Origin of the sequence: Kitasatospora sp. NBC_01287 (assembly GCF_026340565.1) — a bacterium.
Classification (GTDB): Bacteria; Actinomycetota; Actinomycetes; order Streptomycetales; family Streptomycetaceae; genus Kitasatospora.
Genome location: NZ_JAPEPB010000001.1, coordinates 3,485,860 through 3,508,198 on the forward strand (window position 1 = coordinate 3,485,860; position 22,339 = coordinate 3,508,198).

23 protein-coding genes are annotated in these 22,339 nt (G+C 71.6%); all 23 read right to left on the reverse strand.

Annotation, left to right across the window (positions count from 1 at the left end):
- Nucleotides 1–46: 46 nt before the first annotated feature.
- Entirely contained in the window at nucleotides 47–2,494 is a 2,448-nt protein-coding gene (locus OG455_RS14555; protein ID WP_266293762.1) for a hypothetical protein, read from the reverse strand.
- A 234-nt stretch (nucleotides 2,495–2,728) separates the two neighbouring features.
- Nucleotides 2,729–3,112: an STAS domain-containing protein gene (locus OG455_RS14560; RefSeq protein WP_266300778.1), complete on the reverse strand. Its 384-nt coding sequence runs from the start codon at nucleotides 3,110–3,112 to the stop codon at nucleotides 2,729–2,731.
- Between the two features lie 215 nt (nucleotides 3,113–3,327).
- The gene (locus OG455_RS14565; protein WP_266293764.1) at nucleotides 3,328–4,200 is read right to left on the reverse strand and encodes a 3-hydroxyacyl-CoA dehydrogenase family protein; all 873 of its coding nucleotides are present in this window, start codon (nucleotides 4,198–4,200) and stop codon (nucleotides 3,328–3,330) included.
- Between the two features lie 210 nt (nucleotides 4,201–4,410).
- Nucleotides 4,411–4,983, reverse strand: a complete 573-nt coding sequence (locus OG455_RS14570) for a cob(I)yrinic acid a,c-diamide adenosyltransferase (protein WP_266293766.1) — start codon at nucleotides 4,981–4,983, stop codon at nucleotides 4,411–4,413.
- A gap of 257 nt (nucleotides 4,984–5,240) precedes the next feature.
- On the reverse strand, nucleotides 5,241–5,741 hold the full coding sequence (locus OG455_RS14575; RefSeq protein ID WP_266293768.1) for a DUF2550 domain-containing protein: 501 nt from the start codon (nucleotides 5,739–5,741) through the stop codon (nucleotides 5,241–5,243).
- A 159-nt stretch (nucleotides 5,742–5,900) separates the two neighbouring features.
- Complete coding sequence (locus OG455_RS14580; protein ID WP_266293770.1) at nucleotides 5,901–6,278, reverse strand: F0F1 ATP synthase subunit epsilon; 378 nt, start codon at nucleotides 6,276–6,278, stop codon at nucleotides 5,901–5,903.
- 183 nt (nucleotides 6,279–6,461) lie between these two features.
- The gene (gene atpD / locus OG455_RS14585) at nucleotides 6,462–7,916 is read right to left on the reverse strand and encodes a F0F1 ATP synthase subunit beta (protein ID WP_266293772.1); all 1,455 of its coding nucleotides are present in this window, start codon (nucleotides 7,914–7,916) and stop codon (nucleotides 6,462–6,464) included.
- Nucleotides 7,917–7,918: 2 nt separating this feature from the next.
- Nucleotides 7,919–8,833, reverse strand: coding sequence for a F0F1 ATP synthase subunit gamma (locus OG455_RS14590; RefSeq protein ID WP_266293774.1), 915 nt, complete (start codon nucleotides 8,831–8,833; stop codon nucleotides 7,919–7,921).
- 32 nt (nucleotides 8,834–8,865) lie between these two features.
- Nucleotides 8,866–10,440 (reverse strand): F0F1 ATP synthase subunit alpha, encoded by a 1,575-nt coding sequence (atpA, locus tag OG455_RS14595; protein ID WP_266293776.1) that lies wholly within the window; start codon nucleotides 10,438–10,440, stop codon nucleotides 8,866–8,868.
- A 164-nt stretch (nucleotides 10,441–10,604) separates the two neighbouring features.
- Nucleotides 10,605–11,420, reverse strand: a complete 816-nt coding sequence (locus OG455_RS14600; RefSeq protein ID WP_266293778.1) for a F0F1 ATP synthase subunit delta — start codon at nucleotides 11,418–11,420, stop codon at nucleotides 10,605–10,607.
- Entirely contained in the window at nucleotides 11,417–11,974 is a 558-nt protein-coding gene (locus OG455_RS14605; protein ID WP_266293780.1) for a F0F1 ATP synthase subunit B, read from the reverse strand. Before OG455_RS14605 ends, OG455_RS14600 begins: the two co-directional genes overlap by 4 nt.
- 34 nt (nucleotides 11,975–12,008) lie before the next feature.
- Nucleotides 12,009–12,248, reverse strand: a complete 240-nt coding sequence (gene atpE, locus OG455_RS14610; RefSeq protein ID WP_266293782.1) for an ATP synthase F0 subunit C — start codon at nucleotides 12,246–12,248, stop codon at nucleotides 12,009–12,011.
- 91 nt (nucleotides 12,249–12,339) lie between these two features.
- Complete coding sequence (gene atpB, locus OG455_RS14615; protein WP_266293784.1) at nucleotides 12,340–13,155, reverse strand: F0F1 ATP synthase subunit A; 816 nt, start codon at nucleotides 13,153–13,155, stop codon at nucleotides 12,340–12,342.
- A gap of 300 nt (nucleotides 13,156–13,455) precedes the next feature.
- Nucleotides 13,456–13,899, reverse strand: a complete 444-nt coding sequence (locus tag OG455_RS14620; protein ID WP_266293786.1) for a hypothetical protein — start codon at nucleotides 13,897–13,899, stop codon at nucleotides 13,456–13,458.
- Nucleotides 13,900–14,247: 348 nt separating this feature from the next.
- Nucleotides 14,248–15,609 (reverse strand): MraY family glycosyltransferase, encoded by a 1,362-nt coding sequence (locus tag OG455_RS14625; RefSeq protein WP_266293788.1) that lies wholly within the window; start codon nucleotides 15,607–15,609, stop codon nucleotides 14,248–14,250.
- A gap of 156 nt (nucleotides 15,610–15,765) precedes the next feature.
- Entirely contained in the window at nucleotides 15,766–17,061 is a 1,296-nt protein-coding gene (gene glyA, locus OG455_RS14630) for a serine hydroxymethyltransferase (RefSeq protein ID WP_266293790.1), read from the reverse strand.
- 38 nt (nucleotides 17,062–17,099) lie between these two features.
- Entirely contained in the window at nucleotides 17,100–17,768 is a 669-nt protein-coding gene (locus tag OG455_RS14635; RefSeq protein ID WP_266300779.1) for a protein-tyrosine-phosphatase, read from the reverse strand.
- A 20-nt stretch (nucleotides 17,769–17,788) separates the two neighbouring features.
- Nucleotides 17,789–18,436, reverse strand: coding sequence for an L-threonylcarbamoyladenylate synthase (locus tag OG455_RS14640; protein WP_266293801.1), 648 nt, complete (start codon nucleotides 18,434–18,436; stop codon nucleotides 17,789–17,791).
- A 31-nt stretch (nucleotides 18,437–18,467) separates the two neighbouring features.
- Nucleotides 18,468–18,638, reverse strand: a complete 171-nt coding sequence (locus tag OG455_RS14645; RefSeq protein WP_266293802.1) for a hypothetical protein — start codon at nucleotides 18,636–18,638, stop codon at nucleotides 18,468–18,470.
- Nucleotides 18,635–19,501 (reverse strand): peptide chain release factor N(5)-glutamine methyltransferase, encoded by an 867-nt coding sequence (gene prmC, locus OG455_RS14650; protein WP_266293804.1) that lies wholly within the window; start codon nucleotides 19,499–19,501, stop codon nucleotides 18,635–18,637. Before prmC ends, OG455_RS14645 begins: the two co-directional genes overlap by 4 nt.
- 23 nt (nucleotides 19,502–19,524) lie before the next feature.
- On the reverse strand, nucleotides 19,525–20,604 hold the full coding sequence (gene prfA, locus OG455_RS14655; RefSeq protein WP_266293806.1) for a peptide chain release factor 1: 1,080 nt from the start codon (nucleotides 20,602–20,604) through the stop codon (nucleotides 19,525–19,527).
- A 114-nt stretch (nucleotides 20,605–20,718) separates the two neighbouring features.
- Nucleotides 20,719–20,943: a 50S ribosomal protein L31 gene (rpmE, locus tag OG455_RS14660; protein ID WP_266293808.1), complete on the reverse strand. Its 225-nt coding sequence runs from the start codon at nucleotides 20,941–20,943 to the stop codon at nucleotides 20,719–20,721.
- A 170-nt stretch (nucleotides 20,944–21,113) separates the two neighbouring features.
- Nucleotides 21,114–22,262, reverse strand: coding sequence for an LCP family protein (locus OG455_RS14665; protein WP_266293810.1), 1,149 nt, complete (start codon nucleotides 22,260–22,262; stop codon nucleotides 21,114–21,116).
- Nucleotides 22,263–22,339: the final 77 nt, after the last annotated feature.

Sequence of the window (22,339 nt, forward strand, 5' to 3'; positions counted from 1 at the left end):
CCTCACGCCCCGCCGGCCGGCGGGGCGTGAGGGGCGGCGGGGCGGCTCAGGAGCTGCTACCGCTGGCCGACGGGCTGGGCGAGGCGGACCCGCTCGGACCGGCCGAGCTGGCACTCGGCGACGGTGCGCTCGGTGAGGCCGAGGCGCTGCTCGGGCTGGGCGCCGGCGACTTGCTGCTCGGCGAGGGAGCGGGCGCCGGCGGAGTGGGTTGCGCGGGCGGCGCGCCCGGAGTGGTGGGCGCCGGCGCGGCGGGCTGCCCCGGCTGGACCGCGGTGGGCTGGGCCGGGCTGTCCGGGGCCGAGCTCGCCCCGCTCGGGCGCGCCGTCGGCGAGGCCGTCCGGCCCCGCGAGGCACCGGCCGTGGCACTCGCACTCGCCGCGGCCGACGCACTGCCGGAGGCGGACGCCGAGGCCGACGCCGATCCCGAGGCGGCGGCCGAGGCCGGGTCGGGGAAGGAAGCACCACCCGAGGCGGTGGGCGAGGCGGTGGCGCTGCCGGCGTTCAGCACGTTCCCGGTCACCCCGATGCCACCCCCGCCCGGCGCCGCTCCCCCGCCCCCGGAGACGCCGAGCGCGACCACGGTGCCGACCGCGCCGAGCGCGAGCAGGCCGCCGACCGCCAGCAGCGCGTTCCGCCGCGACCAGCCGCGCAGCGCCCCGGCCGGCGGCCAGGAGCGCTCGGCCAGCACCCGGATCACCGGCCGACGGATCACCTGGGTCTGGGCCTCCGGTTCCACCGGCGCCCGCTCGGCCTCCTGAAGCAGCGTCAGCAGGCGCCGCGAGGCCGCCAGTTCCCGACTGTCCCCGGCGAGCCCGCGCAGCGCACAGGACGCCTCCACGGCGTTCCTCGCCAGTGCGTGCGCCTGCGGGGCGCCGTCCGCCAGGGCGAGCCAGTACGCCCCCAGCTCGTGCTGGAACCAGGCCTCCTCGCGCCGCCGGCCGCTCTGCCGGGCCACCGCGAGCCCGAGTTCGAGCACCTCGCGCCAGGCGCCCCAGCGCAGCGTCAGGGCCAGCGCCGGGGCCGCCGCGCGCGCCAGGTGCAGCACCGCGTCGGTGCGCCCGGCCGCGCGGTCCGCCCGCAGGGCACCGAGCACCACCTCCGCCTCGGCGGCGATCTGCTCGGTGCTCACCGAGCCGTGACCGACCCACCAGGAGAAGTGCCGCGCCGCCCCCTCGGTGCTCCGCCCGTCGGGCCCCCAGTGCTCCGCCAGTGCCTCCAGCACGCCCGCGGTGAGCCGGTGGTGACCGCCGATCGACTCGGCGAGCCCGCACTCCGCCAGCTCGCGCAGCGCGCTCTCGCCGTGGTCGACGTCGATCAGCGCGGGCAGGTGCGGCGCGGTGGGGCACTCACCGCCGAGCGCCACCGCCAGCCGCAGCACGGCGTCGGCGCCCTCGCTGAGCCCCTCGACCAGCAGCAGCGCGGGGGCGGCGGTCTGCGCCACCGAGGGCAGCGGCACCTCGGCCCGCAGCTCGGCCTCGCGCAGCGCCGGGTCCTGCTCCGCCTCCTCCTCCACCGCACCGCCGAAGAGGCTCTGCCGGTCCTCCTCGGCGGCAAGCAGGGTGTCCACCGCCAGGTCGCGACGGCGCAGCAGCGCGGCGGCCTGCACGAAGCGCAGCGGCAGGCCCTGGGACTCGAACCAGAGGTCGACCGCCCAGGCCCGCTCGGCCTCGTCCAGCAGGCGGCCGGCCAGCCGGGCGGTGAGCGCCAGGCAGGCGGGCCTGGTCAGCCCGCCGATCGTGTGGTCCTCCAGCCGCGAGCCGGCCGGCAGCGCCCGCTGGCCGCCGGCCGGGGCCTCGACGCCGCCGGGCCGCACGTCGCTGCCCGGCCGCGAAGCGGCGCCGACGGCCGCCGGGGCCGTGCCGCCGGCCGACGGGGCTATCAGGAAGGCGCACTCGGGAGCCAGCGCGAGCAGCTCCTCCAGCTCGGTGCCGCTCTGGGCGACCTCGTCGATCACCACGATCGCGCCCACCGAGGCCAGCAGCACCGGCAGTTGGCCGCGGTCGGGACGGAAGCCGGGGGCTTGGTAGGCGGCGGCGAAGAGGTCCTGCAGCAGGTCCTCGCCGTCCCGGCGGTGCCCGCAGAGCTGGATCACGCCGTGCGGGGCCAGCTCGCCCGCGCCCGCGGCGACGGCGGCCAGCAGCGCGCTGCGGCCGGAGCCGGGCTCGCCGAGCAGCCGGACCGAGCGGCCCTCGGCGAGCTTGCCGAGCAGCTGGGCCACCTCGGCCTCGCGGTCCAGCAGCGGCAGGTCGCCCGGGCCCGAGCCGAGGGCGAGCGGGCCGACCGCCGGGCTCGGCCCGGGGCCCGCGGTCGCCCGACCGCCGTGGCGCTGCGGCCCGCTCGGCCGGCGTCGCGGCTCGGGGCGGTGCTCGGGCGGGCAGGGCTGGACGTCGGAGCCGTCCAGGCCGCCGACGGTCACCAGGTAGCGACCGGCGACCAGGTCGCCCGATCGCACGCGCAGGTTCTCCTGCCCGACTTCACCGGATGGCTGTGCCACGATGCGCTCCGCCTGTGCTCCGCCGTGCGGCCGCCGGCCGCCGGCCGCTGTGAGGGACCGGGCCGCGGGCCGCGCGCGGGCGCGCGTCCGACGGCCGACGGACCGCCGCACCGCGCGCGGCGGCACCGCCCCGGCGGGGCCGGCGGCGATTCGAACGGTCCTGTCGAGCGCAGACTCTCGCACATCCGGGCCCCACCGTGCAGCACGGTCCCCGGCCGGCGCCCCGATCGGGACTCAGTGCGACGGGGCGGTCACCGAGGGCAGTGCGGGCTGGCCGGCCGGCCCGCCCGGCAGGGTGGCCCCGCACGGGTCGCCCACCGCGCCCTCCACCGCCAGGATCCGGTGCAGCCGGGTGGCCACCAGCAGGCGCTGCAGCTGGGGCGGCACCTCGCGCAGCACCAGGCGGCGGCCGAGCCGGCCGGCCCGGCGGTGGGTGCCCATGATCACGCCCAGCCCGGTGGCGTCCCAGGAGTCCAGCGCCCGCAGGTCGAGGACCAGGTCGCCGGCGCCGCCGTCGACCGCCTGGTGCAGCCTGGCCCGCGCGTCGGCGGCGCTGCGCACGTCCAGCCGGCCTTCCAGGGCCAGGACAGCGTGCCCGCCGAGCCCGGGGTACTCCACGATGCGCACGCTGTCCTCCTTCAGCATTGAGGCCCCCACCATCTGACGCCGGACCAGTGGTCCAGGTTGCTGCTCCTCCGCCCGTCCTGGAGCAACTTCACTCGTCCGAGGGAATATACGCAGCCGGGCCTGGGGCGCACGCTCGATTACCGCGCAAATCACCCATCTGCGGCAGCGCCGTGAGCAAGCTCACCCCTCTGGTGGCGCCGCCCGGCTCAGCTCTGGTAGCCGTAGAAGCCCTGGCCGCTCTTGCGGCCCAGGTCCCCCGCGGTGACCATCCGGGACATGATCTCCGGAGCCGCGAACTTCTCGTCCTGGGTCTCCTCGTAGATGTTGCGCGCGGCATGCAGCAGGATGTCCACGCCGGTCAGGTCGGCGGTCTGCAGCGGGCCCATCGGGTGGCCGAAGCCCAGCCGGCAGGCGGTGTCGATGTCCTCGGCGGTGGCCACCCCGGACTCGTAGAGCTTGGCCGCCTCCACCACCAGGGCGGTGATCAGACGGGTGGTGATGAAGCCGGCCACGTCGCGGTTGACCACGACCACCTCCTTGCCCACCCCCTCGGCGAAGGCGCGGGCGGTGGCCAGCGCGGCGTCGCTGGTCTTGTAGCCGCGCACCAGCTCGACCAGGCGCATCAGCGGCACCGGCGAGAAGAAGTGCACGCCGACCACGGACTCCGGGCGCTCGGTGACGGCGGCGATCCGGGTGATCGGGATGGCCGAGGTGTTGCTGCCCAGCACCGCGCCGTCCTTGGCCAGCTTGTCGAGCTCGCGGAAGACGGCCTCCTTGACCTCCAACTGCTCGAAGACGGCCTCGATCACGATGTCCGCCTCGCCGATGGCGCCCAGGTCGGTGGTGGTGGTGATCCGGCCGAGCGCGGCGGTGGCCTCGTCGGCGGTCAGCTTGCCCTTGGCGACGAACTTCTCGTACGAGGCCTCGATGGCGGACAGACCGCGCCCCAGCGCCTGCTCGGTGACGTCCCGCAGCACCACCGGGTGTCCGGCCTGCGCGGACACCTGCGCGATGCCCGCGCCCATGAGTCCGGCGCCGATCACGGCGATCTGCTGACGCTGCGTGGGTACGTTGCTCATGGCTGCTTCTCCCGAAGTCCCGTCCAGACGCGCTCCGGGGCAGGGGATCGCCCTCCGGGAGCCGCGCCGCTCACCGCTCGGACTGTAGTGCCCCGGGGCGGGCCGTGGGGTGATTGGCGGGTGTGATCTGCGTCGGCCTCGGGGCGGCGGGGCGCGGGTGGCCGCCGCCCGGCCCAAGTGCTGGGCCGGGCCTGGTCCCTGGCGCTGGGGTCAGCGGTTCTCCCCCGGCACCCAGAGCACGTCGCCGCGCTCCTTGTTGGCGGTCCTGGCCAGGATGAAGAGCAGGTCCGAGAGCCGGTTGAGGTACTTCGCGGCCAGCGGGTTGACGCTCTCCCCGTGCTCCTCGATCGCCGCCCAGGTGGCCCGCTCGGCGCGCCGCGCCACGGTGCACGCCAGGTGCAGGTAGGCGGCCCCGGGGGTGCCGCCGGGCAGGATGAAGCTGCGCAGCTTCTCCAACTCCGCGTTGTAGCGGTCGCAGTCCGCTTCGAGGCGGTCGATGTAGGTCTGCTCGACCCGCAGCGGAGGGTACTTCGGATCCTCGACCACCGGTGTCGCCAGATCGGCGCCGACGTCGAAGAGGTCGTTCTGAATCCGCGTCAGCACGGCCACCAGGTCCTCGGCGAGGCCGCCGGCCGCGATCGCCACGCCGAGGGCCGCGTTGGCCTCGTTGGCGTCGGCGTAGGCGAGCAGCCTGGGGTCCGTCTTGGTCGTGCGGCTCATGTCACCGAGCGCGGTGGTGCCGTCGTCGCCGGTGCGGGTGTAGATGCGCGTGAGGTTGACCATGCGCGGCAGCCTACTCAGCCTTGCGCGGCTCACCCGTGACGGTGGTGCCGATCACGAAGCCCTTGGCGGGGCCCTCGGGGATGGTGACGTCGGTGCCGTGGCCGAACAGTCTGGGCGGTCACGACCAGCCTGCACAACAGCCCCGCCCGCACGCCGGACAAGCTGCGACGATCACCCGGACGAGCAGTCGCCGCTACGCGACGTTGACACTCCCCCACCCTTCGGGCGGGGGTGCCCCCATCCCTGCGTGTTCGCCGCTACGCGACGTTGACCCGCTGTCCCGGCGGGGCCGCTTCCAGCCAGGCGAGGAAGCCGGTGAGGGCGTCGTCGCTCATGGCCAGTTCCAGCGGGGAGCCGTTGTGCAGGCAGCGGAGCACGACGGAGCCGGAGAGCAGGGCGAGCTCCTCCTGGCCCTCGGGGTAGCGGCGGCCGAGGACCTCGATCTCGCGGCGGGGCAGCACCTTGCGGGCGCGGGGGGCGTAGGAGAAGACCCGGAACCACTCGATGTGGTCGCCGCTGTAGCGCCCGATACCGAAAACCCACCCCTTGCCGTCGGTCGCGGGGACCGGGGCTGAGGTGGGCTGTCCGTTCTCGTCGAGATCGGGGAGGGTCGAGGCGTCGGCCGGCATTTTCAGCCGGTAGCTGCAGTCGAAGGTGCCGCCGACCCGCTGGATGAGGCGGCGGCGTACCGCGAACGCCACCAGGCCGACCACCCCCAGGGCCACGACCGCCGCGCACACCACAAGGGCGAGGACCATGCTCACCGACCTCCTCGCTACCCGCATCCCCGTTTGCCGGTCGCATCAACTCCAGGAGTATCAACGAAACAACGGCGCTGTCCCTACCAACCGATACGACAGTCCCGGGGTCACGCTCGCGCGTCCCCGGGACCGTCGGTCGAACTTCCGTGCAAAACCTCAGGCGGCCTTGCCGCCGGCCGCGACGAGGCGGACCTCGGCGCGGCGCTCGGCGTGCGCGTCGCTCTCGCTCTTGGCGAGCTCCAACGCGCGCTCCGCGCGGGTCACATCGATCTCGTCCGCCAGCTCGGCGATCTCCGCGAGCAGAGAAAGCTTGTTGTCGGCGAAGGAGATGAAGCCACCGTGCACGGCCGCGATGACGGTGCCGCCATCGGTGGTGCGGATGGTGACCGGGCCGGACTCCAGCACGCTCAGCACCGGAGTGTGACCGGGCATGATGCCGGTGTCTCCGGAGGCCGTGCGGGCGACAACGATGGTGGCCGCACCGGACCACACCTTGCGGTCGGCTGCGACCAGCTCGACGTGCAGCTCAGCCAACGTGGGCTCCTAGGCTCTTGCAACGCCCGATTACTCGGGAGTTTCGGTAAGAATAACGGGCTCGCGCCCCTGGGATGAAACGTGGGGCGCGGAGATGACCTGAATCACAGCCGCAGTGCCATGAGGGGTGGTCCCCAGGATGCGGGAACCACCCCTCTTGGTCACTCACGGCTGAGCGGCCTGCTACTTCTTGGCCAGCTCGGCGGCGTTCTTCTCGAGGTCCTCGATGCCACCGCACATGAAGAAGGCCTGCTCCGGAACGGAGTCGTACTTGCCGTCCGCGATCGAGTTGAAGGCCTCGATGGTCTCCGACAGCGGCACGGTCGAACCCTCGACACCGGTGAACTGCTTCGCCACGTAGGTGTTCTGCGAGAGGAAGCGCTCGATCCGGCGGGCCCGGTGGACGGTGATCTTGTCCTCTTCGGACAGCTCGTCGATACCGAGGATCGCGATGATGTCCTGCAGGTCCTTGTACTTCTGCAGGATGCCCTTGATCCGCAGGGCCGTGTCGTAGTGGTCCTGCGCGATGTAGCGCGGGTCCAGGATGCGGGACGTGGAGTCCAGCGGGTCGACGGCCGGGTAGATGCCCTTCTCGGTGATCGGACGGGAGAGCACCGTCGTCGCGTCGAGGTGGGCGAAGGTGGTCGCCGGGGCCGGGTCGGTCAGGTCGTCCGCGGGGACGTAGATCGCCTGCATCGAGGTGATCGAGTGACCGCGGGTCGAGGTGATGCGCTCCTGCAGGAGGCCCATCTCGTCGGCCAGGTTCGGCTGGTAACCCACCGCGGAGGGCATCCGGCCGAGCAGGGTCGACACCTCGGAACCGGCCTGGGTGAACCGGAAGATGTTGTCGATGAAGAGGAGCACGTCCTGCTGCTCGACGTCGCGGAAGTACTCCGCCATCGTCAGGGCGGACAGGGCGACGCGCAGGCGGGTGCCCGGCGGCTCGTCCATCTGGCCGAAGACCAGCGCGGTCTTGTCCAGCACGCCGGACTCGGTCATCTCCTCGATGAGGTCGTTGCCCTCACGGGTGCGCTCACCGACACCGGCGAAGACCGACACACCACCGAAGTTCTCGGCGACGCGGTAGATCATCTCCTGGATGAGGACGGTCTTGCCGACACCGGCGCCACCGAACAGGCCGATCTTGCCACCCTGGACGTACGGGGTGAGCAGGTCGATGACCTTGATACCGGTCTCGAACATCTCGGTCTTGGACTCGAGGTCCTTGAACGCGGGAGCCTTGCGGTGGATCGGCCAGCGGACCTCGACCTGGGACTCGAACTCCGCCTTGTCGGTGTTCAGCACCTCGCCGAGGGCGTTGAAGACCTTGCCCTTGGTGATCTGGCCGACCGGCACCGAGATCGCGGAACCGGTGTCGCTGACGGCCGCGCCGCGCACCAGGCCGTCGGTGGGCTGCATCGAGATGCCGCGCACCACACCGTCGGGCAGGTGCTGGGCGACCTCGAGGGTCAGCGTCTTCTTGCCCGTGCCGTCGGGGTTCTCGACCTCGACGTGCAGGGCGTTGTACATGCTCGGAATCGCGTCGACGGGGAACTCCACGTCGACGACCGGGCCGATGACCCGCGCGACGCGGCCCGTCGCCAGACCACTCGCGGCCGGCTCAACAGTGGTGGTCATTCTCATTCGCTCCCGCGGCTAGCATCGGCGAGCGCGTTGGCACCGCCGACGATCTCGCTGATTTCCTGGGTGATCTCGGCCTGACGGGCCGAGTTGGCAAGCCGCGTGAGCGACTTGATGAGCTCTCCCGCATTGTCGGTCGCGCTCTTCATCGCGCGCCGACGGGCGGCGTGCTCGGAGGCGGCCGACTGCAGCAGCGCGTTGTAGATCCGGCTCTCGACGTACCGCGGCAGCAGCGCGTCCAGCACGCCTTCCGCCGACGGCTCGAAGTCGTACAGCGGGAAGATCTCGGTCTTGGCCGGCTTGTCGTCGCTCAGCTGGACCTCGTCCAGCTTCAGCGGCAGCAGCCGGGCGTCGACCGCGTTCTGGGTCAGCATCGACACGAACTTGGTGGAGACCAGGTGCAGCTCGTCCACCCCGCCCTCGGTCGCGGTGAACGCCTCGATCAGCTCGCTCGCCACGATCTTCGCGTCGCCGTAGGTCGGCTTGTCGGAGAAGCCGGTCCACGAGCTCGTCACCGGGAGGTCCCGGAACCCGTAGTACGCGACACCCTTGCGACCGACGATGTACGTCACCACCGTCTTGCCCTCGGCCCGAAGCCGCTCGCTGACCACGAGCGCCTGCTTGATGGCGTTGGTCGAGTAGCCGCCGGCCAGACCGCGGTCCGCGGTGATCAGCAGCACCGCGGCCGTCGTGGCCTGCGGGTTCTCGGTGGTGAGCGGGTGCTTGGCGTTGGACCGGGTGGCCACCGCCGTCACCGCGCGGGTGAGCTCATCGGCGTACGGAGTGGAGGCGGCCACCGCGCGCTGCGCCTTGACGATGCGCGACGCGGAGATCATCTCCATCGCCTTGGTGATCTTCTTCGTCGCGGTGACAGAGCGGATCCGGCGCTTGTAGACCCGAAGCTGTGCTCCCATGGGTCGCTACGTCCTTTCCCTCGTTACCGGACTCAGGCCTGCTCGGAGAGCAGCTTGCCGTCCGCCGTGGTGAAGCCCAGCTTGAAGGACTTGACCGCCTCGGTCAGCGCGTCGATCGTGCCGTCCTCCAGCTTGCCGGTCTCCACGATGCCGCCCAGCAGCGCCTTGTGCTCGATCCGGACGTAGTCCAGGAACTCGCGCTCGAAGCGGCGGATGTCGGCGACCGGGACGTCGTCCAGCTTGCCGGTGGTGCCGGCCCAGATGGAGACGACCTGCTCCTCGACCGGGAACGGCTGGTACTGGCCCTGCTTGAGCAGCTCGACCATGCGGGCGCCGCGCTCCAGCTGCGCCTTGGAGGCCGCGTCCAGGTCGGAACCGAAGGCGGCGAACGCCTCCAGCTCGCGGTACTGGGCCAGGTCCAGGCGCAGGCGGCCGGCGACCGAGCGCATGGCCTTGATCTGGGCCGAGCCACCGACGCGGGAGACCGAGATGCCGACGTTCACGGCCGGGCGGATGCCGGCGTTGAACAGGTCGGACTCCAGGAAGCACTGGCCGTCGGTGATGGAGATGACGTTGGTCGGGATGTACGCCGAGACGTCGTTGGCCTTGGTCTCGATGATCGGCAGACCGGTCATCGAGCCGCCGCCCAGCTCGTCGGAGAGCTTGGCGCAGCGCTCCAGCAGACGCGAGTGCAGGTAGAAGACGTCGCCCGGGTAGGCCTCGCGCCCCGGCGGGCGGCGCAGCAGCAGGGAGACGGAGCGGTAGGCCTCGGCCTGCTTCGACAGGTCGTCGAAGATGATCAGGACGTGGTTGCCCTCGTACATCCACTGCTGGCCGATGGCCGAACCGGTGTACGGGGCGAGGTACTTGAAGCCCGCGGGGTCGGAGGCGGGAGCAGCCACGATGGTGGTGTACTCCAGCGCGCCGGCCTCCTCCAGGGCGCCACGCACCGAGGCGATGGTCGAGCCCTTCTGGCCGACGGCGACGTAGATGCAGCGGACCTGCTTCTTCGGGTCGCCGGAGCGCCAGTTGTCACGCTGGTTGATGATCGTGTCGACGGCCACCGCGGTCTTGCCGGTCTGGCGGTCGCCGATGATCAGCTGACGCTGGCCGCGGCCGATCGGGGTCATCGCGTCGATGGCCTTGATGCCGGTCTGCAGCGGCTCCTTGACCGACTTGCGGACCATGACGCCCGGGGCCTGCAGCTCCAGGGCGCGGCGACCGGAGGCTGCGATGTCGCCCAGGCCGTCGATCGGGCTGCCCAGCGGGTCCACGACACGGCCGAGGTAGCCGTCGCCGACCGGGACGGACAGGACCTCGCCGGTGCGGTGCACCGTCTGGCCCTCCTCGACGCCGGCGAACTCGCCGAGGATGACGACACCGATCTCGCGGGCCTCAAGGTTCAGCGCGAGGCCGAGGGTGCCGTCCTCGAACTTCAGCAGCTCGTTGGCCATGACCGAGGGCAGGCCCTCGACATGGGCGATACCGTCCGCCGCGCCAGTGACCGTGCCGACCTCTTCACGCGAGGCGGCGTCCGGCTGGTACGACTGGACGAAGTCGGCCAGCGCGGACCGGATCTCCTCCGGCCGGATCGTAAGCTCCGCCATCAGGCTTCCCTGCTCTCCTAGGTTGCGATCCTCGGCCCGCCCAAGGAGGGCCGCAAGTATTCGATCCTCGGCCGGTGCTGTTGGACCGGCCGTTCGTATGTGCCGGCTGCCCCGTGGGATGGGACCGGCGCCCGACCGAGGGTCGGATGTGCTGTGCGGGTGGCTCAGCCTTCGAGGGCCTGACGAGCGCCCTCCAGGCGGCTCGACACGGTGCCGTCGATGATCTCGTCGCCGACCTGGACCCGGACACCGCCGACGACCTGGGGGTCGACGTCGATGTTCAGGAGCACCGCGCGCCCGTACAGCTTGGCCAGCGCGCCGGACAGGCGCTGCTTCTGGCCGTCGCTCAGCGGAACGGCGGTGGTGACCAGCGCCACCACGCGGTCGCGGCGGTCGGCGGCGAGCTTGGCGTAGGCCGCCAGGCCCTGGTCCAGGCTACGACCGCGCGGGTTGGTGACCAGCGAGGTGACCAGGCGAACCGTGCCCGGCTGGGCGCGCCCGCCGAGGAGCTTGTTGACCAGCTCCGCCTTGGCGGCCTTGCCGGCCTTCGGCTCGGTCAGCCCGGCGCGCAGCTCGTGCGAGCCGCTGACGACCCGGCCGAACCGGAAGAGCTCGTCCTCCAGGTCGTCCAGCTTGCCGGCCTGCTCCGCGGCGATCACCTCGGCGTAGGCGGCCAGCTCCTCGGTCGCGTCGACCAGGTCGCGCGAGCCCGACCAGCGGGACCGGACCAGGCCGGAGACCAGGTCGACGGTCTCGCCGGAGACCTGGCCGCTGAGCACCGAGGCGATCAGCTGGGCCTTGTCCTGACCGGACCGCGCGGGGTCGGTCAGGACACGGCGCAGCGAGACCTCGCGGTTCAGCAGCGCGGTCACGGCGCCGAGCTCCTCGGCGAGCTTGGCCGAGTCCACCGAGGTGTTGTCGGTCAGGCTGTCCAGGTTCTCGCGGCCGGCAGCGAAGGCTTCGCGGCTGGCGCCGATCACTTGGCGACCGCCGCGCTCGCGTCGGCCTTGGCCTCCAGGTCGTCCAGGAAGCGGTTGATCACGCCACTCTGGCGGGCGTGGTCCTCAAGGGACTCACCCACGATGCGGGAGGCCAGCTGCGAAGCGAGCGAACCCACGTCCTGGCGCAGGGCGGCGGTCGCCTGCGTCTTGTCGTGCTCGATCTGGGTGTGGCCCGCGGCGATGATGGCATCGCGCTGGTGCTGGCCCTCCTCGCGCATCTCGCGGATCAGGGCAGCACCCTGCTCGCGAGCGTGCTCGGTGATCCGAGCGGCCTCGTGGCGCGCCTCGGCGAGCTCGGCGCGGTACTGCTCCAGCAGCGCCTGCGCCTCGGCCTGTGCGGCCGTGGCCCGCTCCATGCCGCCCTCGATCTGGTCCCGGCGCTCCGCCAGCACCTTCTCGATGCTGGGGAGGAGCTTCTTGCCGAGCAGACCGAAGACCACGAAGAAGCAGATCAGGCCGATGATGAGCTCAGGCGCCTTGGGGATCAGAGGGTTGAAGTCCTCCGAAGCCAGCTGCATCGCGATGAGCGACATATCTGGACCTTCCGTCCGGTGGGTTACGGCAGGATTACTTGACGCCGTAGACGAACGGCATGACGATGCCGATCAGGGCGAGCGCCTCGGTCAGCGCGAAGCCGATGAACATGTTCGAGCGGATCAGGTTGGCCGCCTCGGGCTGGCGGGCCATGGCCTGCACGCCGTTGCCGAAGATCAGACCGACGCCGATGCCGGGGCCGATCGCAGCGAGACCGTAGCCGACCGAGGCGATGGAGCCGTTGACCGCAGCGAGACTCTCGACGAGTGCCATCTCTTTGTGTCCTTTGCAGGGGTGATGAGGCCGGTGGTGGTTGGCCACCGGACGATTCAGAGGGAACGTGTGCCTTGGAGCCGTGACCGGCTCAGTGCGCTTCTTCCAGCGCACCGGCGATGTAGCTGCTGGCCAGCGTCACGAAGATGTAGGCCTGCAGGAACTGGACCAGCAACTCGAACGCGGTCAGACCCAGGGTCACCACGAAGGAGGTGGTCCCGTACAGCGCGCCCAGGCTCGGGCTCAGCAGGTACCAGGTCGCCACGGAGAAGACGACGATCAGCAGGTGACCGGCGAACATGTTGGCGAAGGCACGGACGGCGAGCGTGAACGGCCGCACGAAGATGTTCGAGAAGAACTCGATCGGGACCAGGATGAACATGACCCAGCCGGGCACGCCCGAGGGCCAGCAGAGGTTCTTCATGCCGCCGACGAAGCCGTGCTTCTTGAAGGTCAGGCTCATGTACGTGATCCAGCAGACCAGCGCCAGACCGGCCGGCCAGGCGATCACCGCGGTGACCGGGAACTGGGCGAACGGGATCACGGACATGATGTTCATGATCCACACGAAGAAGAAGATCGAGACCATCATCGGGACGTACTTCTCGCCCTTTTTACCGATGTTCTCGAACACGATCGCGCGCTTGACGAAGTCGTAGCCGATCTCACCGACCAGCTGGAGCTTGCCCGGCAGCACCTTCGGCTTGGCGAAGGCGGCCCAGAAGAAGCCGATCACCAGCAGCGCGCAGACGATCGACAGCAGCATCGGCTTGTTGAAGCCGAAGCCGGCGACCGTGAAGATCGGGTGGAACTGGAACTCGTTCAGGCCGGGGGCCGGGAAGCCGCAGCCGGAGAACAGGTGGCAGCCCCCAGAGGCAAGCGACTGCGTGAGCTGGTCAGCACTCACCACGGACTCCTTCGTCGTGACGCATGGTTACGGCAACCTCGGTGTGTCGGCGCGGCCTGCGGCCACGGAGCGGCACTGGAACTTGATGGGTTTCTCGCGGACCCGGCGCGCCGGCAGTGGCTGCCGGCGCGGGATCTTGTCTGACTGCGCGGGTCCGGGGGGCGATCCGTCCGCTCGGTGTGCACGCACCGCTCGGCGGGACCTGGCCGCTTCCCGTACTCCGTTGTTGCGTCGGACGATAGCAGCCTGTCAGCGCCGCATAAACACCGCCCCCCTCGCCAGGGGGACAGCCGGCACTGCTCACTGTTGACGCTCCGACCGCGACACCTCGTCGGACTTCCGCGTGGCGGAGTCGTTCTCGACGTAGAAGATCTTGGCCTTGAGTGAGGCGCGCACCGAACCGGCGGTCCAGATCAGGGCGCAGCCGAGCACGGTGAAGCCGAACGCCTTGGTGTTGAAAAGCGTCGTGTTCTTGAACACCGCGAGAACAACGGCCACCGCCATGATCTGGGTCATGTACACCAGCAGGCCGGCGGCCATCATCATCTGGGGATTGTTCCTGGTCAGCCGGTCTAGGGCCCACTGGCCGAAGCTGAAGAACCCCAGGACCAGCAGGGTCGCCGCCAGGGCGCCGATCAGGCCTTTGCTCCCCACGACCGCGGCGGAGATCGCAACGGCGAGCACACCAGCGACCGCAGTGGGGATTGCGGCGCCTCGGATGATCCGGGCGTCGTGGGACGGCATGTCGGCAACTCCGGCGGCATGTCGAGGACGGGGGAACGCTCAACGGGAAAGCGAGAACAGGGGTGGCGCACCGGTGCGGGGACACCGGACCGAGCGAGGCTGCCGCGAGACCGGCCGGCGAGCGGCCGGGGCTCCTCGAGGCGGACCCACTGGGGACGGAAGTCCTTCACCAGTAGGTCTTTCGGCTTGTTCTCGGTACTCGTGAACGGTATCACAAACTATTTGATGAGAGCTTTACCATGAACGTGTGGCTCCTGTCACACCGACGGCCCATCAGTGCCGCCGAACGGGTGAGGCAGATGGAGCAACGAAGTTGAGGGGCCATCAGCTCGTGGAGCCGGCAGGGTATCAGCGCTTGGGATGGTCCCCGACCGCGCTCGCACCGGTGCCCAGGCGGCCCAGCAGCTCCTGGTCCCTGGCCGAGAGTTCGGCCATCGCCGGGACCTCCTCGCGCAGCACCGGGTCGGCTGCCGGCGCCGCCGCCGTCACCGCGCCGGCCGCGGTCACCACGGCGTTGCCCCGGGCGGCCGCGCGGCTGCCGCGGCGGTAGCGCGGCGGCACCATGGACTGCACCGCGGCGGGCGCCTTGGGGCGGAACCACGGCAGCAGCAGCACCACGATGCCGACCAGGCAGAACCCGGCGCAGGTCAGCACCACGGTGCGGCCGGTGTTGGTGAACGAGAACGCCACCGTGCCGAAGGCGATCAGCGCGGCCCAGAAGTACATGATCAGCACCGCGCGGCTGTGCGAGTGGCCGATCTCCAGCAGCCGGTGGTGCAGGTGCTGCTTGTCGGCGGCGAACGGCGAGCGGCCCGCCCAGGTGCGGCGCACCACCGCCAGCAGCAGGTCGGCCAGCGGCAGTGCGATCACCGCCAGCGGCAGCAGCAGCGGGATGTAGATCGGCACCAGGATGTGCGTGGTGGCGGTCTGCGAGCCGCCGGTCTGCGCGGTGATCAGGTCGGGGTCGACCCGGCCGGTCACCGAGATCGCGGCGACCGCCAGCATCAGCCCGAGCATCATCGAGCCGGAGTCGCCCATGAAGATCCGTGCCGGGTGCAGGTTGTGCGGCAGGAAGCCCAGGCACATGCCGATCAGCAGCGCGCTGAACAGCGCGGCGGGGGCCGCCTCGCTGATCGAGTAGCCGTACCAGAGCCGGTAGGAGTAGAGGAAGAAGGCCATCGCGGCGATGCAGACCATGCCGCCGGCCAGGCCGTCCAGGCCGTCGATGAAGTTCACCGCGTTGACCATGACGACCACCAGGGCGACCGAGATCACCATGCCCAGGGTCGGGCTGAGCGCGACCGGCCCGACCCCGGGGACCGGGATCGAGATGACCGTGATGCCCTGGTAGACCATCACGCCGGCGGCGATCATCTGGCCGCCCAGCTTCACCAGCGCGTCCACGCCCCACTTGTCGTCCAGCACGCCGAGCACCCACATGATGCCGACGCCGGAGAGCAGGGCCTTGATGTCCGAGGAGTCCTCGTGGAAGACCTTGCCCAGGTTGCTCAGCTGGAAGGCCACCAGGAGGCCCGCGCAGAGGCCGCCGAACATGGCGATGCCGCCCAGCCGCGGGGTGGGCTCGCGGTGCACGTCGCGCGCGCGGACCGGCGGCATCGCGCCGGCGATGATCGCGAACTTGCGGACCGGGCCCACCAGCAGGTAGGTGACGGCCGCCGTGCAGAAGACCACGAGCAGGTACTCACGCACCGCCGTCCTCCTTCCGCGCGCGCAGCCGGGTGCGTACGGAGGGTGCTGCCGTACGGCTCAGGGGTTCGAGGTGCGTCGCCACGGCACCCACCTTATTGAGTCGGACGCGCGTGGTGTGCATCGCGGTTCGCATCAGCGGCCCGCGTTCCGCTCCGATCAGCGGCCCGGACCACCGCCGCCGTTCCCCGGCCGCTGGGCCAGCGCGCGCACCCGGGCCGCCGCCGTGGCCGGCGCACCCCCGCTGAGCAGGCCACCGATCAGCTCACCGACCTCCGCGAGCTGTTCCGGCCCCAGTCCGAGGGCGGCGCAGGCGCCGGTGCCGAGCCGGATGCCGGAGGTCTCGGCGGCCGGCGCCGGATCGAACGGCACCGCGCACTTGCCGAGCAGCAGGCCCGCCGCCGCGCACATCCGCTCGGCCTGGGCCCCGGTGAGGCCCAGCGGGCCCACGTCGGCGGTCACCAGGTGGGTGTCGGTGCCGCCGGTCAGCGGACGCGCCCCGGCACGCTCCAGCGCGGCCGCCAGGGCGCGCGCCCCGTCGACCGCGCGCCGCGCGTACGCGCCGAACTCCGGCGTGGCCGCCTGGGCGAACGCCACGGCCTTGGCGGCGACCTCGTTCATCGCCGCGCCGCCCTGGGTGAACGGGAAGACCGCCCGGTCCACCCGCTCGGCCAGCTCCCCGGTGCAGAGCAGCAGGCCGCCGCGCGGGCCGCGCAGCATCTTGTGGGTGGCGGCCACCACCACGTCCGCGTACGGCACCGGGGAGGGCGCGGCGCCCGCCGCCACCAGGCCGGTGATCTGCGCGGCGGTGGCCACCAGGTAGGCGTCCACCTCGTCGGCGATCTCCCGGAAGGCCGCCCAGTCGGGGTGCCGGGGGTAGGAGATCGAGCCGGCGATGATCGCCTTGGGCCGGTGCGTCCTGGCCAGCTCGCGGACCTGGTCGAGGTCGATCAGCCCGTCCTGCTCGCGCACGCCGTAGCCGATCACGTCGAACCAGCGGCCGGAGAAGTTGGCGCGCGAGCCGCAGGAGAGGTGGCCGCCGTGCTCCAGCGACATCGCCAGCACCGTGTCGCCCGGCCGCAGCAGTGCCGCGAAGGCCGCCAGCATCGCCGAAGTCCCGGATCTGGGCTGGACGTTGGCGTGATCGGCGGCGAACAGCGCGCGGGCCCGGGAGATAGCCAGCAGCTCGGTGGCATCGGCCACGGCGCAGCCGGTGTGATGGCGGTGGCCCGGGTAGCCCTCGGCGTACTTGTCCACCAGCGGGCCGGCCAGCGCCGCCAGCACGGCCTCGGTGGCGAGGTTCTCCCCCGCCAGGAGCTGCAGGCTGCCCGCTCGGCGCTCGGCCTCCGCCGAGAGCAGGTCGGCCACTTCGGGATCGGCCGCGCTCAGGGCCGTCGAGGGCTGCCAGGCGTGGCGGTGTGCTGCGAGGCGGTGCGCGGCATCGGTGAGGGTCATGGCGGCGCTCCGGGGCCGTTAGGGCGGTGGAGTCCAGCCTAGGACCGTGCGGGCCCCGGGGCCTGATGGCGCGGGGCGGGTACGCCCGTCAGGGCGGTCAGCACCGGGTCCAGCGCGTGGAATATCTCCTCGCCGCAGTTGCGGAACATCCCGATCGGCGCGCCGTAGGGGTCGTCCACCTCGTCCGCCTCGGGCGAGGCGGCCAGCAGCCAGCCGCGCAGCGCGGCGGCCGCCTGCACCAGCGCCCTGGCCCGCTCGGTGACGTCGGTGCCGGTGTCCACCTCGGGCAGGGTGGCCTGGTCTATCGAGGTGACCAGCCGGGTGAACTCCTTGAGCGTGAAGGTGCGCAGGCCCGCCGCGTGGCCCATCGAGATCACCTGCGCGCGGTGGTCCAGGGTCGCGGTGAGCACCAGGTCGGCCTCCACCACGTGCTCGTCCAGCAGCTCGCGGCCGGCGAAGTTGCCGCTGTCCACGCCGTACTCGCCGAGCACGGTGGCCGCGTGAGCCTCCATCGGCGCGCCCTCGTGCCCCCAGGTCCCCGCGCTCTCCACCACGATCCGGCCGGCCGCCCGCTCGGTCAGCCGGGTGTCCAGCTCATGGCGGGCCAGCCGCTCGGCGATCGGCGATCGGCAGACGTTGCCGGTGCAGACGAAGAGGATCCGGAAGTAGTCCGAGGGGCGGGGGACGACCGCGACGTAGGACGGCATCCGGTCATGGAGCGAGGCGGTCAACTGCCGGCCTCCAGGTCGGGGACGACCTCCCTCAGCTGCTCGATGCTCACGGCGCCCGCGCGCAGCAGGACCGGCACCTTGCCGGTGACGTCGACGATGCTGGAGGCCAGGCCGTGCTCGGCCGTCCCGCCGTCCAGGTACACCGCGACCGGGTCGCCCAGCTGGAGCTCGGCCTCCGCGCAGTCGGCCGGGGCGGGCCGGCCCGACTTGTTGGCACTGGAGACGGCCAGCGGGCCGGTGGCGTTCAGCAGCTCGATGGCGACCGGGTGCAGCGGCATCCGGACCGCGACGGTGCCGCGGGTCTCGCCCAGGTCCCAGCGCAGCGAGGGCTGGTGCTTGGCCACCAGGGTCAGGCCGCCGGGCCAGAAGGCGTCGACCAGCTCCCAGGCCTTCTCCGAGAAGTCGGTCACCAGGCCGTGCAGCGTGGTGGGCGAGCCGACCAGCACCGGTGAGGGCATGTTGCGGCCGCGACCCTTGGCCGCCAGCAGGCCGGCCACGGCCTCCGGGTTGAAGGCGTCCGCGCCGATCCCGTAGACGGTGTCGGTCGGCAGCACGACCAGCTCGCCGCGGCGGATCGCCGCGGCGGCCTCGCGCAGCCCGGTCGCACGGTCGCCTGCGTCGGCACAGTCGTAACGGCGGCTCATCGGAGCGGTCCCCTTCGAAGACGGTTGGAAGTCACAGCGAAGTCTTGCGGGCTGTCGTACCGCGCTGACGGTTCACGACCTCGCCCTTCGGGCTGTCGTACGGCGCTGAACGGTTCACGACCTCGCCCTTCGGGCTGTCGTACGGCGCTGAACGGTTCACGACCTCGCCCTTCGGGCTGTCGTACGGCGCTGAACGGTTCACGACCTCGCCCTTCGGGCTGTCGTGAAACGCGGCCGCCCGTTCAGATCCCGGTGGTCGGCCGTGTCGGTCCAGCCGCCCTCCTCGTTGAAGATCCACGGCACTTGGCCGCCCTGGGTGTCCGCGTGCTCGATCACCACGGCGCCGCCGGGCCTCAGCAGCCGGGCGGCCACCCGCTCGATGCCGCGGATCACGACCAGGCCGTCCTCACCGGAGAAGAGCGACATCTGCGGGTCGTGGTCGCGGGCCTCCGGCGCCACGTACTCCCACTCGGTCAGCGGGATGTACGGCGGGTTGCTGATCACCAGGTCGAACCGGCCGTCCCAGGAGCGGTCCTCGGCGAAGGCCGCGGTGGCGTCACCCGCGTGCAGGGTGACCCGGTCGCGGTCGGGGCTGGCCTCGATGTTGCGGCGGGTGTAGCGCAGCGCTCCCTCGTCCAGCTCGAAGGCGTGCACGATCGAGCGCGGCAGCTCCTGGGCCAGGGCGAGCGCGATCGCGCCGGAGCCGGAGCACAGGTCGACCACCAGCGGCTCGGCCACGTCCATCTCGCGGACGGCCTCTATGGCCCACTCGACCACCGTCTCGGTCTCCGGGCGCGGCACGAAGACCCCGGGGCCGACCGCCAGCTCCAGGTAGCGGAAGAAGGCGTGCCCGGTGATGTGCTGCAGCGGCTCGCGGGCCTCGCGGCGCGAGATCGCCTCCCAGTAGCGGGCGTCGAAGTCGGCGTCCGGCACGGTGTGCAGCTGGCTGCGCTTGACGTGGTGGATGTGTGCGGCGAGCTCCTCCGCGTCGAAGCGCGGCGACGGCACGCCGGCCGCGGCCAACCGCTGGGTGGCCTGGGCCACCTCGGCGAGCAGCAGGTTCATCCGTACGTACCCCTCTGCGGTGGTTACTGCTCGTGTGCCACGGCGAGCTTCGCCGCGGCGTCGGCGTCCACGGCGGACTGGATCAGCGCGTTCAGGTCGCCGTCGAGGACCTGGTCCAGGTTGTACGCCTTGAAGCCGGTGCGGTGGTCCGAGATGCGGTTCTCGGGGAAGTTGTACGTCCGGATCCGCTCGGAGCGGTCGACGGTGCGGACCTGGCTGCGCCGGGCGTCCGAGGCCTCCTGCTCGGCCGCCTCCTGCGCGGCGGCGAGCAGCCGCGAGCGCAGGATCCGCATCGCCTGCTCCTTGTTCTGCAGCTGGCTCTTCTCGTTCTGGCAGGAGGCCACGATACCGGTCGGCAGGTGGGTGATCCGGACCGCGGAGTCGGTGGTGTTGACCGACTGCCCGCCCGGGCCCGAGGAGCGGTAGACGTCGATCCGCAGGTCGTTCTGGTGGATCTCCACCTCGACCTCCTCGGCCTCCGGGGTGACCAGCACGCCGGCGGCGGAGGTGTGGATCCGGCCCTGCGACTCGGTGGCGGGGACCCGCTGCACCCGGTGCACGCCGCCCTCGTACTTGAGCCGGGCCCAGACGCCCTGGCCGGGCTCCAGCTGGCTGCCCTTGGTCTTCACGGCCACCGAGACGTCCTTGTAGCCGCCGAGGTCGGACTCGTTGGCGTCGATGAGCTCGGTCTTCCAGCCCACCCGCTCCGCGAACCGCAGGTACATCCGCAGCAGGTCGCCGGCGAAGAGCGCGGACTCCTCGCCGCCCTCACCCGCCTTGACCTCCAGGATGACGTCCTTCTCGTCGTTGGGGTCGCGCGGGACCAGCAGCAGCCGCAGCTCCTCGGTCAGCTCGCCCTGCCGCTGCTCGGCGGCCTTGGCCTCGGCCAGGAAGTCGGGGTCCTCGGCCGCGAACTCGCGGGCCGCCGCGATGTCCTCGCCGGTCTGCTTCCAGGCCCGGTAGGTGCGGGTGATCGGGGTCAGTTCGGCGTACCGCTTGGCGAGCTTGCGCGCGTTCGCCTGGTCCGCGTGCACCGACGGGTCGGCCAGCCTCGTCTCGAGGTCGGCGTGCTCGACGAGGAGCTCTTCGACTGCCTCGAACATGGGGATCGGCCTACTTTCCCGGAAGGTGAGAGATGGACGGCGAGACGCGAACGGCGCCGGCCCGGACGCCCCCGCGTGAACGCGGGGGCGCCAGAGACCGGCGCCGAGTGAGCGCTAGGCCCGGTTGCCGCTGAGGCCCTTGCCGAAGCGGGCCTCGAAGCGGGCCACGCGGCCACCGGTGTCGAGGATCTTCTGCTTGCCGGTGTAGAACGGGTGGCAGGCCGAGCAGACCTCGGCGCGGATCACGCCGGAGGCCTCGGTCGAGCGGGTGGTGAACTCGTTGCCACAGGTGCAGGTCACCGAGGTGACCACGTACGTGGGGTGGACGTCGCGCTTCAAGGGAGTCTCCTAGGTATCGGGAGGGCGCCGGGTCGGCGGCAGGATGCCGCACGTGAACCGGGACCGACGGACCAGTCTGCCAGCACTGGCCGCTTCTTCCCAAACCGGTGCCACCCCGGGGATATTCCGGCGCCTCAGGAGTGCTGTCAGGAGTGCTGTCAGGAGTGCCGTCAGGAGTGTGCGGCGGAGGGCTGCGCGGCCGCCCCCGCCGCGCCGCCCGAGCTGCCCGGATCGGCCGGGTTGACCGGCTGACTGCTGACGATCGCCTGCGGCGCGGCCTGGTCGGCCCGCAGCGCGGCCCAGAGCTGGCCGGCCTGCGGCATCCGGGCCACCACCCGGTTCGGGTCGCTCGGCGCCGTGACCACCGGCAGCGTCACCATGGTCAGCTGGTCGGCGCCGATCCCCTTGAGGTCCTCGCCGAGGCCGGTCAGCGCGCTCACCGAGGCCAGCTGGGAGTCGGTGGTGATGGACTTCGTCAGGGTGTCGCCGACCGTGTAGAGCCGGGCCGGACTGGTGAACATCCCGATCGAGCCGATCTGCCTGGTGATCGACTTCACCATCTCCTTCTGCAGCTCGATCCGGCCCAGGTCGCTGCCGTCCCCCACCCCGTGCCGGGTGCGCACGAAGGCCAGCGCCTGGTCGCCGTTCAGGTGGGTGGTGCCGGCCTTGAGGTCCAGGCCGCTGTCCTGGTCGTGGATGTCCACCGTGGTGGTCACCGTGACGCCGCCGATGGCGTTGATGAAGCCCGCGAAGCCGGCGAAGTCGATCTCGACGAAGTGGTTCATCCGCATCCCGGTGAGCTGCTCGGTGGTCTTCACCGCGCACGCCGCGCCGCCGACCTCGAAGGCGCTGTTGTACATCGCGCCGGTCGCCGCGGGCACCGCGCTGCCGTCCGGCGCGGTGCAGGCGGGCCGGCTCACCAGGGTGTCGCGCGGGATCGAGACCACGGTGGCGGCCGAGTGGGCCTGGTTGACGTGCACCACCATGGCCGTGTCGGAGCGGGCGGTGCCGTCGGTCGCCCCGCCGGCCAGTGACCCGTTCGCGCCGTCGCGCGAGTCGGAGCCGAGCACCAGCACGTTGAAGGAACCGCCCGCAGGGGCCGAGGGGCGGGCGCTGCCGAGCTGGGAGTCGATGTCGACGCTCTTGATGTTGGCGTTCCACCGCCAGTACGCGTAGCCGGCCGCACCGGCCCCGGCCAGCACCAGGGCGGCCACCGTGATGGCCACGGCCCGCAGCACTCGGGCCTTGCGGGTGCGCACCTTGCGGGTACGCGCCTTGCGCCGCCCGCCCGGGGTGGGGTCCTGCTGTTCCTCGGCCATCGGTACCGGTCCTCACGTCGCTCGGCCGCACTGGCCGACCTTTTGAGGATAGATGAGCGAATTAGATACGTATGTCC

Bases quoted from the DNA above. Each gene is read 5' to 3' on its own strand.
- prfA (WP_266293806.1), bottom strand. From the start codon at position 20,604: ATGTTCGAGGCAGTCGAAGAGCTCCTCGTCGAGCACGCCGACCTCGAG.
- OG455_RS14570 (WP_266293766.1), bottom strand. From the start codon at position 4,983: ATGGTCAACCTCACGCGCATCTACACCCGCACCGGCGACGACGGCACC.
- OG455_RS14640 (WP_266293801.1), bottom strand. From the start codon at position 18,436: ATGAGCCGCCGTTACGACTGTGCCGACGCAGGCGACCGTGCGACCGGG.
- OG455_RS14590 (WP_266293774.1), bottom strand. From the start codon at position 8,833: ATGGGAGCACAGCTTCGGGTCTACAAGCGCCGGATCCGCTCTGTCACC.
- prmC (WP_266293804.1), bottom strand. From the start codon at position 19,501: ATGAACCTGCTGCTCGCCGAGGTGGCCCAGGCCACCCAGCGGTTGGCC.
- OG455_RS14665 (WP_266293810.1), bottom strand. From the start codon at position 22,262: ATGGCCGAGGAACAGCAGGACCCCACCCCGGGCGGGCGGCGCAAGGCG.
- OG455_RS14575 (WP_266293768.1), bottom strand. From the start codon at position 5,741: ATGGTCCTCGCCCTTGTGGTGTGCGCGGCGGTCGTGGCCCTGGGGGTG.
- glyA (WP_266293790.1), bottom strand. From the start codon at position 17,061: ATGACCCTCACCGATGCCGCGCACCGCCTCGCAGCACACCGCCACGCC.
- OG455_RS14565 (WP_266293764.1), bottom strand. From the start codon at position 4,200: ATGAGCAACGTACCCACGCAGCGTCAGCAGATCGCCGTGATCGGCGCC.
- atpE (WP_266293782.1), bottom strand. From the start codon at position 12,248: ATGGCACTCGTCGAGAGTCTCGCTGCGGTCAACGGCTCCATCGCCTCG.
- atpD (WP_266293772.1), bottom strand. From the start codon at position 7,916: ATGACCACCACTGTTGAGCCGGCCGCGAGTGGTCTGGCGACGGGCCGC.
- atpA (WP_266293776.1), bottom strand. From the start codon at position 10,440: ATGGCGGAGCTTACGATCCGGCCGGAGGAGATCCGGTCCGCGCTGGCC.
- OG455_RS14635 (WP_266300779.1), bottom strand. From the start codon at position 17,768: ATGCCGTCCTACGTCGCGGTCGTCCCCCGCCCCTCGGACTACTTCCGG.
- OG455_RS14605 (WP_266293780.1), bottom strand. From the start codon at position 11,974: ATGTCGCTCATCGCGATGCAGCTGGCTTCGGAGGACTTCAACCCTCTG.
- OG455_RS14620 (WP_266293786.1), bottom strand. From the start codon at position 13,899: ATGCCGTCCCACGACGCCCGGATCATCCGAGGCGCCGCAATCCCCACT.